A 16,958-nucleotide genomic window follows, 5' to 3' on the forward strand; every position below is an offset into this window, starting at 1 on the left:
CGCTTACAGCCGGATCAACGGGAGCCCGGTCTCCGGATCGGTCCGGCGCTGGAGGTGGCGGGGGGATTCGGTCACCACGATCTCCAGGGTCGGCCAGACATGTCCTTCCAAAAGGTGGCCGCCGTGCGCCGTGCCGTCGGCCTTGCCGACCACGACATGGGCGTGGACCTTGGGGGCGCCTTGATGCAGGGCGATGTTGCCGGTCAGCGAGAGAACTTCGACCTGTTCCCGGACCGGAATGGCCTTGTAGCCCTTCCGGTCCGGCTCGAAGAAGCCGAGGGAGACATCTTGAAACCCGCCGATCCCGGTCAATTGGGCGGCGGCGAGCCGGTGGGTCTCGGCGAATTTCGAGAGCCCCTCCATCACCGCGTCTCCTTTGTCGAATACCAAGACGTAGACCTGCTCTTCCCGGTTTCGGATCAACTTTTCCTTCATGCGGCGCTCCTTCGCTTCAGCCCCCAGGCCAAGGCGGCCCCGGCGAGCAGGGCGCCCGCCCCCAAAAGGGGGGCCGTTTTCTTCAATCGCACGGGGAGCCGGTGTTTTCCCCCCCCGTTCTCGCTCGGCGTCTCGGACGGCGCGGGGCGCATCGCCATCTGAAGGACTTCCGCCAGGTGGAGCGCCCGCCGGTTCGTCGTCTGGGCGATCTGCTCCCGGCAGCTGAAGCCGTCGGAGAGGATCAGCGTCTCCGCGTCGGCTTCGCGGACGGCGGGGAGGAGGACCCGCTCCCCCGAGGCGATTGAGACATCATAATGCGCCTTCTCGAAGCCGAACGCCCCGGCCATCCCGCAGCAGCCGGAATCGAGAATTTCGAAATCGAGGCCGAGCTTGGCGAGGATCTTCTCCTCATCGTTCAGCTTCATGATCGCCTTGTGGTGGCAGTGCCCGTGGACCACCGCCTTGCGCGCAAGCCGCGGCGGCTGGAAATGATCGACTTTCTTTTCGAGAAATTCGCTCAACATGAACGTCTGGCGGCTGAGGCGGAGCGCGTCTTCGTCACGCGGGAAGAGGTTCACCAACTCGTCGCGAAAGGCGGCGACGCAGCTCGGCTCCAGGCCGACCACGGGAATGCCCGCCTCGATTTCAGGTTGCAGCGCCGCCAGCGTCTGCCGCCAGCGTTTTTTGGCCCGATCGAGAAAGCCGAAATCGTACAGCGGCCGTCCGCAGCAGAGGATTCGCCGCGGAATCTCGACCCGATAGCCGAGCCCTTCCAGCACCTCGACCGCCGCCTTGGCCGTATCGGGATAAAAGAAATTATTGAAGGTATCCGGCCAGAGGAGAACACGAGGGCCCGCGGCGTTTTTGGCCTCCCGACGGCGGAACCAATCTCGAAACGTCTCGGTGGCAAAAGCGGGGATCCGGCGCTCCGGGGCGATATCCCCGACCGCTTTCGCCAGACCGCTCAGCCAGGGTGTTTGCATGACGAAGTTCGCCAGCCGCGGCGCCGTCGAGGCGAGCCGCGACCACCCGTAGATCAGCCCCATCGAATAGGCGGAGCGCGGACGGAGTCTCCCCTTGTAGTAGTGGGCGCGGAACTCGGCCTTGTAGGTGGCGATATCGACATTGACCGGGCAGTCCCCCTTGCACCCTTTGCAGGCGAGGCAGAGATCGAGCGTCTCCTCCACATGATCGTCCCGCCATCCTTCCGTGATCGGGTCTCCCTGCAGCATCTCGAAGAGGGCGTGGGCCCGCCCCCGGGTGGTATCTTTTTCCTCCCGGGTCACCATATAGCTGGGGCACATCGTCCCCCCGCTCTCCCGCCGGCACTTGCCGACCCCGACGCAGCGGAGGGTCGCGTGGGCGAAGCTTCCATCTTCGGGATATTGAAAATAGGTCTCAACCGCCGGCGGGTTGTAGCCGGTTCCGAGCCGAAGGTTCTCGGTGATCAAATCGGGCTCGATCACCTTTCCGGGATTCATCTTCCACGAGGGGTCCCAGATCGATTTGAACTCCCGAAACGCCGCCGTCAGCTCCGGGCCGTACATTTTCTGAAGCAGCTCCCCGCGCGCCTGTCCGTCGCCGTGCTCCCCGGAGAAAGAGCCGCCGTACCGGAGGACGGTCTCTGCCGCCTCGTCGAGGAAAGCGCGGTAGCGGTCGATCCCCTCCTTCGTGATCAGATCGAAATCGATCCGGGTGTGGACGCACGCCTGTCCGAAGTGGCCGTAGAGGGCGCACTGATATCCGTGCCGGTCCAGCAGCCGGCGCAGGTCGCGAAGATAGTCGCCGAGCCGCTCCGGATGGACCGCCGAGTCCTCCCAGCCGGGCCAGGAGTCTTTCTCGCCGGGGACAAACGCCGTCGCGCCGAGCCCCGACTCGCGGATTTCCCAAATCCGCTCCTGATCTTCCGGATCGGCATACAGATGCATGGCGGGGGGACGTTCCCCCTTCCGGAGCGCCTCCATCATCTCCCGCCCCCGCGCGTTCGCCTCTTTTTGATCCTCGCCGCCGAACTCGACGAGGAGCCATCCCCCCCCCTCGGGGAGGAGATCGACATTTTCCGCATGAAGGTGTTTCTTTCTGATATAGCCGACCAGACGGTCGTCGATCCCCTCCAGGCCGACCGGCCCGTGGGCCATCACCTCCGTGATATGGTCCCCCGCGGTGAAAACGTCGGGGTAACCGAGGACGGCGAGGGCCCGCTTGGGGGGACTCGGGACGAGCTTAACCACCGCCTCCAGGACGGTCACGCAGGTCCCCTCCGAGCCGACAAGCGCGCGGGCGACGTCGAAGCCGTTCTCCGGAAGGAGCTGCTCCAGGCTGTACCCCGACACGCGCCGCGGAATCCGCGGAAAGCGCTCTCGGATCAGACCGGCATGGCGGTCCCGCAGCGATTTCAGCTTGGCGTAAATTTCTCCCCGCCGCCCCCCCTCCTGAATGATTCTCTGCAGCGCATCGTCGCCGGTTTTTCCCGCCTGCATCCGAAGGCCGTCGTGGGTGAGGATTTCCAAAGTCTCGATATTGTCGGCGGTCCGCCCCGCCATCACCGAGTGGATGCCGCAGGAGTTGTTGCCGATCATCCCCCCCAGCGTGCACCACCGGTGTGTCGCCGGGTCGGGGCCGAAGGTGAGATCGAATCGCTCGGCGGCGCTCCGAAGGTTGTCGAGGACGACCCCCGGCTCGACGCGGGCCCGTTTCCGATCGGGGTCGATCTCGATGATCCGGTTCATATACTTGCTGAAGTCGATCACCACCGCGACATTGCAGGTCTGCCCGGCAAGACTGGTGCCGGCTCCGCGGGGGAGGATCGGCGCGCCATATCGGCGGCAGATCTCGATCGTCTCGATCACATCCTCGGCCGTTTTTGGAATGACCACTCCGATCGGCACCTGCCGGTAGTTCGACGCGTCGGCCGCGTAGAGGGCGCGGCTGCCGGCGTCGAACCGGACCTCGCCGTTGATGCGCGATCGGATCGCTTCGGCCAGGACTTCTGCGTGATCGGTCTCGACCCTTTTTGTCATCCGCATTTCTCTCCTTCTTCGATCAAGCGGCCCTCCGGCGCGCATCGGCTTCGGTGCGACGGTATGATTCGGGTTTCCGCTTGGCGTCGACGCTGATCCGTCCCGGACCCGCCCCCATCACATAGAGAATGCCGCCGATCATCGCCAGATTTTTCATGAAGTGGATCATCTGATTCGGGTCGGCGAAGTTGGTGTGAAAGATCAAGGTCGTCGGAATCATGAAGATCAAAAGGGCGAGGCTCCCCCAGAAGGTGAACGCTCCGAAGAGGAGGGAGAGGGCGCCGCCGATTTCGAGAACGATCGCCCCGACGAGAAAGAGGCCGGGGAGCGGCATGCCGGCCTGGGCCATCATCTCCTGCGTTGCGCCGGGCGCCAGGATTTTATTGATCCCCGACATGAAAAAAATCGCCGCAATGAAGATGCGGCCGAATAACGCCAGATAATCGTGCCAATCCGTTTTCATGGGAACCTCCATTTTTTTAGCGGTCGTATCCCTTCACACCGCATACTTCTCCGCGTCTGCCCGCTTCAATTCCAATCCCAATCCGGGACGCGAGAGGTCCGGTTTGAGCATTCCGCCCGACGGGGAGATCGCGCCGTCGAAGAGCATCCGCTCGATCCGGGCGTGATCATAGAAATACTCCACGTGAACCGTCCGGGCCAGCGCGCAGCAGGGATGGGTGTGGAGCGACGGGGCGGTATGAGCCGAGAGCGGCATCGAGCGGGCGTCGCAGAGCGGTCCGGTCTGCAAGAATCCGGTGATTCCGCCGCAGCGGGTGGCGTCGGCCTGAAGGATATCGACCGCTCCCGCCTCCAGCATCCGTGCGAAGTAGGGAAGGTCATAACCGTATTCCCCGGCGGCGATCGCCATCCCGGCCGGGGCGCGGTCGCGCAGCAGGCGGAGCCCTTCCAGATCGTCGGAGGAGACCGGCTCCTCGAACCAGGTGACGCCGAATTCGGCGAACGCCTCGGCCATGGCCAGCGCCTCTTTCCGACCGTAGGCGCCGTTGGCATCGACGAAGAGCTCCGGACCCGGACCGATCGCTTCCCGGGCGGCCCGGACCCGGTCGAGATCGGCCGCCGGGTGCCGGCCGACCTTCATCTTGACGCGCGAGAACCCCTCGGCGATCCAGCCGCCGAGCTGTTTTTGAAGCTGCGGGATCGAGTAGGAGGTGAATCCCCCGCTCGCGTAGGCCGGAACGCCGTCGCGGACCGCCCCCAGCAGGGTGACGAGCGGCAGATCGAGGAGGCGCGCCTTGAGGTCCCAGAGGGCGTTGTCGACGGCGGCGATCGCCGTCGAGGCGATCCCGGGGCGGCCGAGGTTGCGGACCGCCCGGACCATCTCGCTCCAACTCCCCGCGACCGCCATCGCGTCGCCCCCTTCAACGCTCCGGGCAAGGCGCTCCCGGATCAATCGCGCGGCGGCGTCGGCGGCGTAGCTGTATCCGAGGCCGCGGACCTCTCCCGCCGTCGCTTCGACCACCACCAGCGTCGTTTCGGTCCACTCGAACGTGCCGTCCGATTCCGAAAAATCGGTCGGGATCCGATAGGCCGAGACGTCGATCCGGTCGATGGGGACGCGGCCGGCGGCGAATCGCGTCGCCATCATTTCCCCCGGCGCGGAAGATACGACTCCACCATATCCTTGAACGACTGCCGGATCACGCCGACCGCGTCGGGATCTCCCTTGAAGAGCGACATCGCGAACGACTTTGCCTGCTCGAAGGTGATGTGCGGCGGCAGCGGCGGCACGTTCGGGTCGGTGATCGCCTCGACGACGACCGGACGGTCGGCGGCGAGCGCCTCCTCCCAGGCGGGGCCGACGGCGTCGGGCGAATCGACCCGGATCCCCTTCAGGCCGATCGACTCCGCGTAGCCCGCATAGGGAAAATCGGGAACGTTTTGGGACGCCTCGAACTTGGTGTCGCCGACCAAGACCCGCTGCTCCCAGGTGACCTGGTTCAGGTCGTGGTTGTTGAGAACCAGAACGATGAGCTGTGGATTGCGCCACTCCTTCCAATATTTCGCGACGGTGATCAGCTCGTTGTTCCCGGCCATCTGCATCGATCCGTCGCCGACCAGCGCGAAGACCGGCCGGTCGGGGAAGGCGAACTTGGCGGCGATGGCGTAGGGGACCCCCGGTCCCATCGTCGCGAGCGTTCCCGAGACCGAGCCCATCATCCCGCGCCGGAGCTTGATGTCGCGGGCATACCAGTTGGTGACCGAGCCGGTGTCGCAGGCGATGATTGCATTGTCCGGCAGGCGCGGCGAGAGCTCCCAGGCGACCCGCTGGGGATTCAGCGGGTCGGCGTCGTTCATGGCGCGCGCCTCCAGGACCCGCCACCACTCGGCGATGGTTCCCTCGATCCACTCCCGCCATCGCCGGTCCCGCTTCCGCTGCAAGTAAGGAATCAGCGCCCGGAGGGTCTCTTTGCTGTCGCCGACGAGGTTGACCTCCATCGGATAGCGCATGCTCAGCATCCGCCCGTCGAGATCGATCTGCACGCCGCGCGCCTGTCCCTCTTTCGGGAGGAACTCGGAGTAGGGAAAGCGGCTTCCGATCATCAGAAGGGTGTCGCAGTTCGCCATCATCTCCCAACTCGGCCGGGTGCCGAGCAGGCCGATCGAACCGGTGACGAAGGGAAGATCGTCGGGGAGGGCCGCCTTCCCGAGGAGCGCTTTGGCGACGCCGGTTCCCAAAAGATCGGCGACCTCGGTCACCTCGTCGGCCGCCCCCATCGCCCCTGCGCCGATCAAGATGGCGACCCGCTCCCCGGCGTTGAGAACGTCGGCGGCCCGGCGCAGATCGGCGTCGGCCGGGACGACCCGCGGGTCGGCGTAGCCGATGCCGGAGAAGATCGTCCCGTGCTTGCGCTCGGGGCTCGGCACCGCCTCTAATTCCTGAACGTCGGCCGGAACGATCACGCAGGTGACGCAGCGCTCGGACCTGGCGATCCGGATCGCCCGGTCGATCAGATGGCGAACCTGCGCCGGATCGGTCGCCATGTGGACATATTCGTGCGCCACATCTTTGAAGAGGGTGATCAGATCGACCTCCTGCTGATAGTGCCCGCCGAGGGCGGTCCGCGCCTGCTGTCCGACGATCGCCACCACCGGCTGGTGGTCGAGCTGGGCGTCGTAGAGGCCGTTGAGCAGATGGATCGCTCCCGGTCCGGAGGTGGCGAGACAGACGCCGACCTCGCCGGTGAACTTGGCATGCGCGCAGGCCATGAAGGCGGCCATCTCTTCGTGCCGGACCTGGACGAACGCCATCGAATCGGAGGCGCGGTTGAGCGCCCCCATGATGCCGTTGATGCCATCGCCGGGATAGCCGTAGATCCGTTTGATCCCCCAGTCCAAAAGCCGTTTCACCATAAAATCGCTGACCGTCTCAGCCATGAAAACCCCTCCTCATCATTGAGATTGACGATGTTGTCGATTATTCGTTGCCGGCGTATGCGATGGTCGTGAGCAGCGCATTCTCCGCTTGGCGCGAGTCGAGCCGGGTGTGCTGGACGACGATCGGGACGTCCGAGTCGAAGACGCTGGCGTAGTCGGTGTCGCGCGGGATCGGCTCCGGATCGTTCAGGTCGTTGAAGCGAAGATGCCGGGTGCGCCGGGCGGGGACCGTCACCCGGTAGGGTCCGACCGGCTCCCGATCGGCGTAATAGATCGTGATCTCCACGTGCGCCTCTTGATCGGCGGTATTGAGAATACAGGCCGTCTCATGGCTGGTGAACTGCGGCTCCGGCCCGTGACTCCAGCCGGGGATGTACCCCTCCGCAATCGCCCAATGTCTTTTTCCGATGGGTGAGCGCATCTCTTCCTTAGGCGCTTGTTGTTGTGAAAGCCGGCTTTCATTCTATGCGGCCCGGCTCCCGATAAGAAAAATTGTATAGAGACCGGCGGCGGCGATGCAATCATCCATCCGGATGATCTCCATTCGCGGAAGCGTGTGGCGCGTCGGCGCCCAATTCGGGGTCCGCCTGCCGCCGATCCGAATTGAAGCAAAAGATCGGATCGGTTACACTGGAAAAATCAATCACCTGTGAGTGGAGGAGATCGCGATGAAGGAAAAAGCGCCCGATTTGACGAAAGCGTTTCCGAGAAGCCCCAAAGAGAAGCTCGGCGGCTACGCGCATCTGGCCCGGATGGCCGACAAGGCGCGGGCGAAGGGGGCGGGCACCCTGGGAGAGTATCTCTATCCCTGTCCGCTTGATCAGGCGCTCTTGAAATTTCTCGGCCTCGACGGAGATCTGTTCCAGAAAGCGGCGGTCGAGCTGGGGGATCAGGATCTCCTGAAGTGGTTTCAGCACAACGCCAAGGTCCATACGCCCGAGCAGATCGATGCCTGGAATCGGGAGTTTTTGAGCCGGACCCCGCAGGACGAGGAGAGCCGCTGGCGATTCCTCAAAACGCGGGAGCGGGTCGCCCCCAACCGGACCGACGTCACGAGCTGGATCGATCTGCTCGATCTGGAAGAGGGAAGGGAAGTGCCTCAGAGGACGGTGAAGCGTTAAGAGCGAAGCGTGGAGAGTAGGGGGTGAAGCGTGCGCCACTCTCTTGCTGGTTTTCGTTCTCCGCCCATGTTATGATGCCCCGTTATGTCAAAAATGCCACCCAACAGTTTAGTCGTTCACTACCACGAGATTGCCCTCAAAGGGGATAACCGTCCGCTCTTTGTCCGCCAATTGATCGAAAACATTCAACAGGCCACCTTGCGCCTCGGCGTTCAAAAAATCGTCGCGCCGCGGGGAAGAATTATCCTTTTCCTGGAGGAGGGGGCGAATTGGACGGAGATCGTCGGACGGCTTAAATCTGTTTTTGGGATCGCCAACTATTCACCCGCCTGGCGGCGGTCGACCGGTTACGAAGCGATTGAAGAGACCATCGCCGCGCTGATTCCCGAAAAAGCCTTTGCGAGCTTTCGAATGTCGGCGCGGCGCGGAGACAAAAGCTACCCGATCCGGTCGCAGGAGTTGAATGAGCGACTGGGCCGATTTGTAGAAGAGAAGAGCGGCGCGCGGGTCGATCTGGAAAATCCGGAGCGGACCTTTCACGTCGAAATCCTTCCGAGGGAGGCGTTGATCTATACGGAGAAACATCGCGGACCCGGCGGGCTTCCGGTCGGCGTCTCCGGCCCGGTCGCCGCGTTGATCTCCGGCGGGATCGACTCTCCCGTCGCCTCCTACCAGATGATGAAGCGGGGATGCACCGTCTCCTTCATCCACTTTCATAGTTACCCCTTCGTCACCAAGGCTTCTTGGGAGAAGGCGGAGGAACTGGTGGAGCATCTCACGGCGTATCAGTTCCACTCGCGGCTTTATGCCGTTCCCTTCGGAGAGGTCCAGCGCCAGATCGTCACGAGCGCCCCCCCGGCCCTTCGGGTCGTCCTCTACCGCCGGTTCATGGTTCGGATCGCCCAGGAATTGGCGCGGCGGGAGGGGGCCAAAGCGCTCTTGACCGGGGAGAGCGTGGGGCAGGTCGCCTCGCAGACGCTGGAGAATCTCGCCGTGATTGAGGAAGTGGCCGCGCTTCCGATCCTCCGCCCCCTGATCGGCTTCAACAAAGATGAGATTATTACCGTGGCGCAGGAGATCGGAACCTATCCGATTTCGATTCAGCCCGATCAAGACTGCTGCCGTCTCTTCATCCCGCCGCACCCCGCCGTCCGCGCCCGCCTGGAGGCGATCCATCAAGCCGAGGCGAAGCTCGACATCGACGGGCTGGTCAAGATGGGGGTGGAAGGGGTGGTGATGCGGGAGTTTCGTTTTGGAGAAGGATAGCCACGCTTCGCTCTTTTAAGGGGCGGTGGAACCCGACTCCCTCCACTTCGAGCCTGGATCATCTTCCCCCGATGAGCCGACTGAAATAGGTTTGTCCCTATGATATTGCTTTTAGGGTTCCCCTTATGATATATCCCATCCGTTTATCATTTTAAAACATAAACTTTTCCGTCTAACCCGGTTCATGACTTCATGGGGTTAAACCTTCTCAACAGGTTATGAGCTGTTCTGCAATGAAAGGCAGAAAAACTTCTGTAATTAAAGGCGGAAGAGATTCTGTCTAATATAATTTGGGCGAGGACATAGATGGAGAATTAAAGATGAATATTCGAAGTAAAGTAAAGTCCGCGAGTATGGCAGTAATATTGTTACTGTTGTTCACAGGATGTGCGTCATTTTCTAGAAATCAGCTACCAAATGCGGCAAATCTTCTCCAGCTTAGTGAAAATAATAGTAAACCAACCGCATCGTATTCTTTTTCTTCTGGGATTGACCTTTTTGGGAAGCAAGAACACCAAGAAAATGTGCGCAAAAAGCTAGAAGACGAGTTTATCTCTGTGTTCAGGGAATCTGGTTACTTTGCCTCGTTGACTCCCGGAGGACAAGCTGAAATGAATATAGAAGTCCGTCTGGTCAACTCCGGAACACCTGCCGCAATGATTCCAGCCATGATTACAGGTTTCAGTCTTTACACTATCCCATCATGGGCGACAGATCACTACACCGTTACGGCGAAGGTGACAACACAGGATGGAAAAGAGCATATATACGAGCTTACGGATGCGATGACAACAGTTCAGTGGCTTCCGATGATTCTGGTCTTTCCATTTCAGAACATGGTCAACGTTTCTAAGCAAGTACGACAAAATATCTGGAAAAACCTGATCCTTAAGATGCAGAAAGACGGTGTTCTGTCACAGAACGTGCCTGTTGGACAAACGGATCATCTCGTCATTCAATTTGAGTGGTCTTTCCACGGTTAGGAACAAAATGAGGGACACATCCCTATTTACTGTTGGTATGATCTTCCAAGCCCAACCGCTAAAGAGCCCGCATTATTTTGGTGAGGGTCGTTTCAGCGGCGGCTCAGCTTTTTCGTTAGGCTTGTTCGAGGACTTTCAACAGAGTCGGGAGGAACAGTATGGGGCTCCGTTTTCGAAGGTCAGTAAAGCTCGCCCCCGGTATCCGAATGAACTTCAGCGGCAGTGGCGTAAGCTGGACTCTTGGCTCTAGAGGCGCGTCTATTGGTATTGGGAAGCGAGGCACATACCTTAACTCCGGTATTCCCGGAACAGGATTCCACGCCCGGGAGCGTATAGGAGGTTCGCGTGCGGGCAGTCGCTCAAGTGCGTCATCCTACTCAAGTATGTCTGTCACTATCGGAGTAACAGATGATGGAACGGTGTATTTCAGGGATGCAGATGGAAACCCTCTTGCAGAACATCTGATCAGTGCAGCAAAAAAACAACAAGGCGACGCAATACGAGATCTTATTCAAAAGAAATGTGATGAGATAAATGCACAAATCGAAGCACTCGGGGAAATTCATGTCGATACTCCGAACCCCAATGTAAAGCCGCAATATCAACCTCAAGAGTTTCCAGAATCCTCTCCCGCAAAGCCGGTTCCAAAGAAAGCTGGGCTATCGGCATGCTCTTTCTAAACGCGAAAAGATAGAAAGAGAAAACCAAGAAAGAGTGCGTCAGTTCGAGGAAGACCTTGAAAATTGGCGAGCGGCCAAACGCGAGTTTGATGAAGCCGAGGAACGTCGCAAGGATGTAATCGAACGAGGCATCTACTCCAATGTGGAACTGATGAAAGACTTTCTGGAAGAGAATCTACAGAGCATTGTTTGGCCGCGCGAGACAATTGTATCAACGGAGATTCTTGATGACGGAAAAAGAGTGTTCGTCGATGTCGATCTTCCGGAACTAGAAGATATGCCGAGGAAAACAGCTTCGGCTCCGCAGCGAGGCTATAAGCTGTCCGTAAAGGAAATGTCAGCTACGCAGATTCAACGACTGTACATGCGTCATGTGCATGGCATTGGATTCAGGATTATTGGAGAGACATTTAGTGCTTTACCCAACGCACAGGAATTGGTGCTCTCCGCATATTCGCAACGCCCGGATCGAGCAACTGGCCATGTAACGGATGAGTATCTTTATTCGGTCCGGGTAGACCGGGACTCTTGGTCTCATATAAACTTTGACAATTTACAGAACTTAGATATTGTTGAGGTCCTTGCGCAGTTTGATCTGAAGAGAAGCATGACAAAGACCGGTATCTTCAAACCCGTTGAACCCTTTGGTCCGAATGGATAGAAAAACGAACAAGCCTAACACGGTGCTACACGCGACCGGCTACGCCGGCGCGTGAGCTTGGTCATTGGGCAGCCAAATGAAGACGGTCCTAGTTATCGGGCTCTTTTCTCTAGTGCTCGGTAGTGCTGCGAGTGCCCAGGTGCCTGTGGTCGAGCAATTCTGCTCGGGAGGATGGGGCTTTCCTACTAACTCGTGGGCTCAGATTCACGCTGCTCTCGGTGAACCCCTCCGCGAAGACACCCAGACATTTCCCAACCCTCATCTCTCAGGTAGCCACATCACCAAACGGTCTGCGCAGTTTGCAGGCGGACGCGCCACAGTACTCATCGTCCCAGGTTCGCCCGAACGGCTGCTCCTACAAGAACTCGTGGTCGAAACGTCAACGGTTGCCCTGGTATCTGGACTTCGGGTCGGTCGCCCCCTTGCAGAATTTCAGCGTGTACTCGGAAAGGAAACCGACACCCACAACAACCGCTTTTCGTACCAGTGCGAATCAGATGCATTTGAACTCGAAGTACAAGATGGCATTGTGTCACGGGTCACATGGACCTTCTACACTGATTAGCCAGTGCCCGCTGCACAACAATACGCTCGAGCCGACCGCTGCCAGCGCGCTTCTCTTTCTGGCGGTTCCCTCGTCACTACGCTCCGAGGCGGCGGCTCGGCGCGAGCGTTGGGACTTATGAGAATTCGAACAATCTTACTAGCGTTGTTCATAGGGATCGTGGCGGGTTGCGATTCCTGGTTTCATCGTCGCATTGACATAAGCGGTCCAGAAGCTGCGGTAGCGCTGCCAAAGGACAGTGACAGTGCGGTGCTTGCAGCCATCCGGGAGTACGCAGGCCGAAAAGACATTTCTTGTAAAGATACGGGGCAGCTTCCCATTGAGTGCTGGCGGCAGCCCATTCGCATCTGGGCGGTTACATACGGCGATACAATCGTTGTCTGTTACACCGCAATGGGCATACCACTCGAAAGCAGCAAGTTTGAGCGACATATGGATGAACTCGAGAGTCTAATACGCGAAAGAACCGGAAATGCGGCAACAGTGGTGAAGGCTCAGTGTCCGGCACCACCAATGTTCTTGAATACGAAGGATCTAAGGGGACATTGAAGCATGAACTGTTTGGAAAATGGGGACAGTCCCCATTTTCTCATTCCCATTTTCTAGTCTCGCCGTGATTCAGGAAGTGGCCGCGCTTCCGATCCTCCGCCGCACCCCGCCGTCCGCGCCCGCCTGGAGGCGATCCATCAAGCCGAGGCGAAGCCCGACATCGACGCTCTCATCAAGCTCGGCGTAGAGGGGGTTGTGGTCCGAGAGTTCCGTTTTCAGGGCGAAATCGGGCGATAACCTTTCAAGTTCCTCCCTTCCATCGTCTCCGAAGTCTCCGAATTTTTCCTTTGGACCGCTCCTTCCATACCCCAATAAAGTAACATATTTTTTACGGCAACTGTTATGCCTAGACGTTATCATTTAGAAAAATATTAATTAAAACATGGACTTATGTCATACCGATTGAATAAAAAGTGGCATAATTAGATGAGAATTGGATGAGAAGCAGATCTGGAAGATCGTTGATCCTTTGCCATAAGAGTTGACTGAATGAGTGCGCGCAAGTGTTTTGAAATTGAAGATTCCCCGCAGCAAGCTGCGGGGAATCTTCGACCCGAAAGGATGGAAAGACTCTATTTGTATTCGCGCGTCTAACCTTCGCAGCAAGCTGCGAGGAATGCGACGCGCGTGCGTGTTCAAATTATTGGAGAAACAATGAAGGGACCTAGGTCGGAAGAGGGCGCGGGGTTGAACGCCCGTCATGGACCGGCGATCGTAAACATATTATCCGAAGAAACCTTCGACGACCTCACCCGTCTTGCCGCTCAACTCTGTTCCGCGCCGATCGCATTTATCCACGTCATCGAGAACAACCAACACTACATCAAGTCGGGCATCGGCCTGGAGCCGCAAGCGAATCCGCCTGACCTGCCGTTTTTCTCCCACGCCATTTTGCAATCCGATGTTTTTATCGTGTCGGATGTGTCGATCGACCCGCGATTTTCAACGGACCCACGGGTCCTCTCCGGTCCGCTTCGCTTTTACGCCGGCGTGCCTCTCATGACCGACCGGGGAGAGGTTGTGGGAACGCTCTGTGTGATGGGTCCGTCTCCGAAAGTGCTCCATCCCGATCAGATCGAATCCCTGCGAACAGCGGCTCGGCAGGTGACCTGTCGTTTTAATCTCAGGATTCAACTTGCCGAATTAAAACAGAACACCCAAGAAGGCAAGCTGTTCAGAGAGCGGCTTGCCGCGGAGCATGCCATCACACATGTGTTGGCCCAGTCCAAAACCCTGTCGGACGCCGTTCCGAAAATCCTTCGGATCGTCTGTGAAAGTCTGGGATGGACGATCGGTATTTTCTGGAGAGTCAGTGATCAGGTCAGCGCCCTGACCTGCGTTGAAACTTGGCAGGCCCCTTCCGCGAATCGCTCCGATTTTGAAGCGTTGAGTCGAGAGATGATTTTTGAGCCGAACGAGGGCCTTCCCGGACAGGTCTGGAGCCATGGAGCGCCGGCCTGGATCATCGATGCGGCTGAGGAGCCGCTGTTGGCCCGAGCCTCCCTTGCGGCAAAGGAGGGACTGCATGGGGCCTTCGCATTTCCGGTTCGAGGCCAGAATAAAATTCTCGGCGTGATGGAGTTCTTTTGCTCCGGGAAAAGGAAGCCGGACGACAGCTTGCTCGAAATGATGTCGAACGTAGGAAGCCAGATCGGTCAATTCATGGCGCGGAAACAGGCCGAGGAGACCCTCGTTCAATGGGCGGCGATTGTCGAGTCGTCCGAAGACGCCATCATCGGAAAGACCCTCGACGGGATCATCACCAGCTGGAACAGCGGGGCCGAGAAGATCTTCGGTTATTCTTCGGAGGAGGTTCTGGGCCAGCCGATCTCGATTCTCTTCCCGCCCGAGCGCCTGAATGAATTTCAGGAGATCCAGGATCGAATCGCGCAGGGGGAATCGGTGACCCACTACGAGACGATACGGGTGAGAAAAGACGGCAAGCGAATCGACGTCTCCATGACGATTTCACCGATTCGAGACAACGCGGGAAAGGTCGTCGGCGTCTCGTCGATCAAGCGGGATATCACCGGGCGAAAAGAGATGGAGAAGGCGCTCCGCGAGAGCGAGGCGCGCAAGGGGGCGATTCTGGAATCGTCGCTCGATTGTATTATCACCATCGATCATGAGGGGAAGATCGTTGAATTCAACCCGGCCGCCGAGAACACGTTTGGTTATCGCCGCGCCGATGTGATCGGAAAGGAGATGGCGGAATTGATCATTCCCCCCTCTCTCCGGGAACGGCATCGGACCGGTCTGGCCCACTATCTTGCCGCCAAAGAAAAGAAGGTCTTATACCGCCGGATCGAAATGACGGCGATGCGGGCCGACGGGAGCGAGTTTCCGGTTGAGCTGACCATTACCCGCATTCATCTGGACGGGCCCCCCCTGTTCACCGGCTATATTCGGGATATCAGCGAGCGCAAACGGACGGAGGAAGAACGGGACCGATTCTTAATTCAAGAGCGAGTTGCGCGCGCCCAAGCGGAGGAAGCGCGCCGACACATGGCCTTTCTGGCGGAGGCCAGCACCCTTCTTTCCTCCTCTTTGGATTATGAGGCGACCCTTTCCAGCGTGGCGCGCCTCGCGGTCCCCTATCTGGCCGACGGTTGCGTGGTCGATATTTTGGAAGAAGATCAAACGGTGCGCCGTCTGGCCGTGGCCGCGACCGACCCTTCCAAAGAGAAGATCGGAAAAGAGCTGATCCACCGCTATCCGCCCGACCCGGGCGGAAAACACCCTCTTCAACGGGTTCTGCGGACCGGAAAGCCGATCTTCCTCCCGGAGATTACCGATGCGATGTTGGCGTCCGTCGCGCAGAATGAAGCGCATCTGAAAATCGGCCGATCGCTTGGGTTGACATCGGCGATCATCGTGCCGCTTTTAGCCCGGGAGCGGACGCTCGGCGCCATCTCGTTTGTGTTGACCGATTCGGGCCGTCGCTATTGTCCGGCCGATCTGGCGCTGGCGGAAGATTTGGCCCGCCGGGTCGGCATGGCGGTGGACAATGCCCGACTCTATCGGGCGGCTCAAGAGGAGATCAAGGAACGAAAACGGATGGAGGATCACCTTCAGTTTTTGGCGAGTCACGACGCATTGACCCACTTGCCGAATCGGGTCGTTTTTACCGATCGGCTGAACCAAGCCGTCGAGCGGGCCCGGCGTTATCCGAAGTTGATCGCCGTCTTTTTTCTCGATCTGGACGGGTTTAAGGAAATTAATGATTCATTCGGGCACGCGATCGGAGATCGATTGCTCAAAGAGATGGCCGAGCGGTTGACCCATTCTACCCGTCGAAGCGATACGGTTGCCCGGCTGGGAGGGGATGAATTCACCCTGATCATCCCCGATCTGTCGGAAGCCCAAAACGTCACGATCATCGCGCAGAATATCGTCAATGCATTGGCCGAGCCGTTCAGCCTGGAGGGGTATCTTTTTTCAGTGACGGCGAGCATCGGCATTTCTCTTTACCCGCGTGACGGAACGGATGCCGAAACATTGCTGCAAAAAGCCGATCAGGCGATGTACCGCGCTAAAAAACAAGGGGGAAATCTTTTCCGATTTTATTCTCCGCCGCACGTCTCGGATAAAAATTGATCGACAGAGCCAGGCCGCTCCATCCCCGGATGGCCCGGCTTAGATCATTCAAAGAGGGTGCGGACGTTCTCTCCGCACCCTCTTTTGTGGGAAATTAGAGCTAAAAGACTTACGCCGCTTTGCTCGGTTTGGAGATCTCTTGAACGGTTTCGGTGACCTCTTCCGGTTTTCCGACCTTGAGGGCAATATCGGCCTGCGCGATCATCCCGAGAATGCGCCCCTGATCGTCCACCACCGGAATGCGCCGGACCTGATACTCCTTCATCAAGTCGGCCGCTTTCTGGACATCGTCCTCCGGCTTGCAAGTGACGAGGTCTTCGCTCATACACTCTAAGACCTTCACCTCCCGCGGGTGTCTCTCTTCGGCCACGACGGTCAGGCAGAGGTCCCGGTCGGTGACCACCCCGACGAGCTTTTTGTCTTCTTCGCAGACCGGCACGATCCCGACATCTTCATCCCGCATGATCCGGGCCGCTTTAACCGACATCTCTTCGGGTGAACAGTAGCTCGGATTCTGCGTCATGATATCTTTACACTTCATTTTTTCCTCCTATCATTTAGACTCAGATGAATTCAAAAATTGAAGGCCCTCTTCATCTACCCTCACGAAGCGGGTAAATCAGCGAGGGTTGAGGATGGGCCTTCATAGCGAATGATCGCTTCAATATCAGTATAAAGGGGA

15 protein-coding genes and 1 pseudogene are annotated in these 16,958 nt (G+C 58.8%); 8 read left to right on the forward strand and 8 right to left on the reverse strand.

Translation table 11 applies throughout. The features are described from left to right. Window positions 1-3: 3 nt before the first annotated feature. The 6 genes from MNODULE_RS08545 to MNODULE_RS08570 are packed head-to-tail and all read right to left on the reverse strand — an operon-like array spanning window position 4 to window position 7,275. Complete coding sequence (locus MNODULE_RS08545; protein WP_168059009.1) at window positions 4-435, reverse strand: PPC domain-containing DNA-binding protein; 432 nt, start codon at window positions 433-435, stop codon at window positions 4-6. Continuing rightward, window positions 432-3,461: an FAD-binding and (Fe-S)-binding domain-containing protein gene (locus MNODULE_RS08550; protein ID WP_202882145.1), complete on the reverse strand. Its 3,030-nt coding sequence runs from the start codon at window positions 3,459-3,461 to the stop codon at window positions 432-434. Before MNODULE_RS08550 ends, MNODULE_RS08545 begins: the two co-directional genes overlap by 4 nt. Window positions 3,462-3,477: 16 nt before the next feature. After that, window positions 3,478-3,918, reverse strand: coding sequence for a DoxX family protein (locus tag MNODULE_RS08555; protein WP_202882146.1), 441 nt, complete (start codon window positions 3,916-3,918; stop codon window positions 3,478-3,480). Window positions 3,919-3,951: 33 nt separating this feature from the next. Beyond that, the gene (locus MNODULE_RS08560; RefSeq protein WP_168059254.1) at window positions 3,952-5,061 is read right to left on the reverse strand and encodes an enolase C-terminal domain-like protein; all 1,110 of its coding nucleotides are present in this window, start codon (window positions 5,059-5,061) and stop codon (window positions 3,952-3,954) included. After that, complete coding sequence (locus tag MNODULE_RS08565) at window positions 5,061-6,854, reverse strand: thiamine pyrophosphate-requiring protein (protein WP_168059012.1); 1,794 nt, start codon at window positions 6,852-6,854, stop codon at window positions 5,061-5,063. Before MNODULE_RS08565 ends, MNODULE_RS08560 begins: the two co-directional genes overlap by 1 nt. Before the next feature lie 40 nt (window positions 6,855-6,894). Then, window positions 6,895-7,275 (reverse strand): sensory rhodopsin transducer, encoded by a 381-nt coding sequence (locus MNODULE_RS08570; protein ID WP_168059013.1) that lies wholly within the window; start codon window positions 7,273-7,275, stop codon window positions 6,895-6,897. Between the two features lie 94 nt (window positions 7,276-7,369). On the opposite strand from MNODULE_RS08570, the gene MNODULE_RS08575 reads away from it, so the two are divergent. From MNODULE_RS08575 to MNODULE_RS24450, 7 genes and pseudogenes are all read left to right on the forward strand, one after another. Further along, the gene (locus MNODULE_RS08575; RefSeq protein ID WP_168059014.1) at window positions 7,370-7,507 is read left to right on the forward strand and encodes a hypothetical protein; all 138 of its coding nucleotides are present in this window, start codon (window positions 7,370-7,372) and stop codon (window positions 7,505-7,507) included. A 15-nt stretch (window positions 7,508-7,522) separates the two neighbouring features. Continuing rightward, window positions 7,523-7,975, forward strand: coding sequence for a DUF5069 domain-containing protein (locus MNODULE_RS08580; RefSeq protein WP_168059015.1), 453 nt, complete (start codon window positions 7,523-7,525; stop codon window positions 7,973-7,975). Window positions 7,976-8,059: 84 nt separating this feature from the next. Then, entirely contained in the window at window positions 8,060-9,241 is a 1,182-nt protein-coding gene (gene thiI / locus MNODULE_RS08585; protein ID WP_168059016.1) for a tRNA uracil 4-sulfurtransferase ThiI, read from the forward strand. 320 nt (window positions 9,242-9,561) lie between these two features. Further along, entirely contained in the window at window positions 9,562-10,224 is a 663-nt protein-coding gene (locus MNODULE_RS08590) for a hypothetical protein (protein ID WP_168059017.1), read from the forward strand. A gap of 206 nt (window positions 10,225-10,430) precedes the next feature. Then, window positions 10,431-10,490: pseudogene (locus MNODULE_RS25430) on the forward strand (hypothetical protein); the annotation flags it as partial. A 153-nt stretch (window positions 10,491-10,643) separates the two neighbouring features. Beyond that, window positions 10,644-10,904 carry a hypothetical protein gene (locus MNODULE_RS24655; RefSeq protein ID WP_238339241.1) on the forward strand — a complete coding sequence of 87 codons (261 nt, stop codon included), beginning with the start codon at window positions 10,644-10,646 and terminating at the stop codon, window positions 10,902-10,904. A 34-nt stretch (window positions 10,905-10,938) separates the two neighbouring features. Beyond that, window positions 10,939-11,565, forward strand: coding sequence for a hypothetical protein (locus MNODULE_RS24450; RefSeq protein WP_202882149.1), 627 nt, complete (start codon window positions 10,939-10,941; stop codon window positions 11,563-11,565). 1,183 nt (window positions 11,566-12,748) lie between these two features. Here the strand turns inward: MNODULE_RS24450 and MNODULE_RS08600 are convergent. Next, entirely contained in the window at window positions 12,749-12,991 is a 243-nt protein-coding gene (locus tag MNODULE_RS08600; RefSeq protein ID WP_168059018.1) for a hypothetical protein, read from the reverse strand. 342 nt (window positions 12,992-13,333) lie between these two features. On the opposite strand from MNODULE_RS08600, the gene MNODULE_RS08605 reads away from it, so the two are divergent. After that, window positions 13,334-16,276 (forward strand): PAS domain S-box protein, encoded by a 2,943-nt coding sequence (locus tag MNODULE_RS08605; RefSeq protein WP_168059019.1) that lies wholly within the window; start codon window positions 13,334-13,336, stop codon window positions 16,274-16,276. A gap of 109 nt (window positions 16,277-16,385) precedes the next feature. Here MNODULE_RS08605 and MNODULE_RS08610 read toward each other — a convergent pair whose 3' ends face one another. Further along, window positions 16,386-16,817: a CBS domain-containing protein gene (locus MNODULE_RS08610; RefSeq protein WP_168059020.1), complete on the reverse strand. Its 432-nt coding sequence runs from the start codon at window positions 16,815-16,817 to the stop codon at window positions 16,386-16,388. Window positions 16,818-16,958: the final 141 nt, after the last annotated feature.

The organism is Candidatus Manganitrophus noduliformans, assembly GCF_012184425.1.
Classification (GTDB): Bacteria; Nitrospirota; Nitrospiria; order SBBL01; family Manganitrophaceae; genus Manganitrophus; species Manganitrophus noduliformans.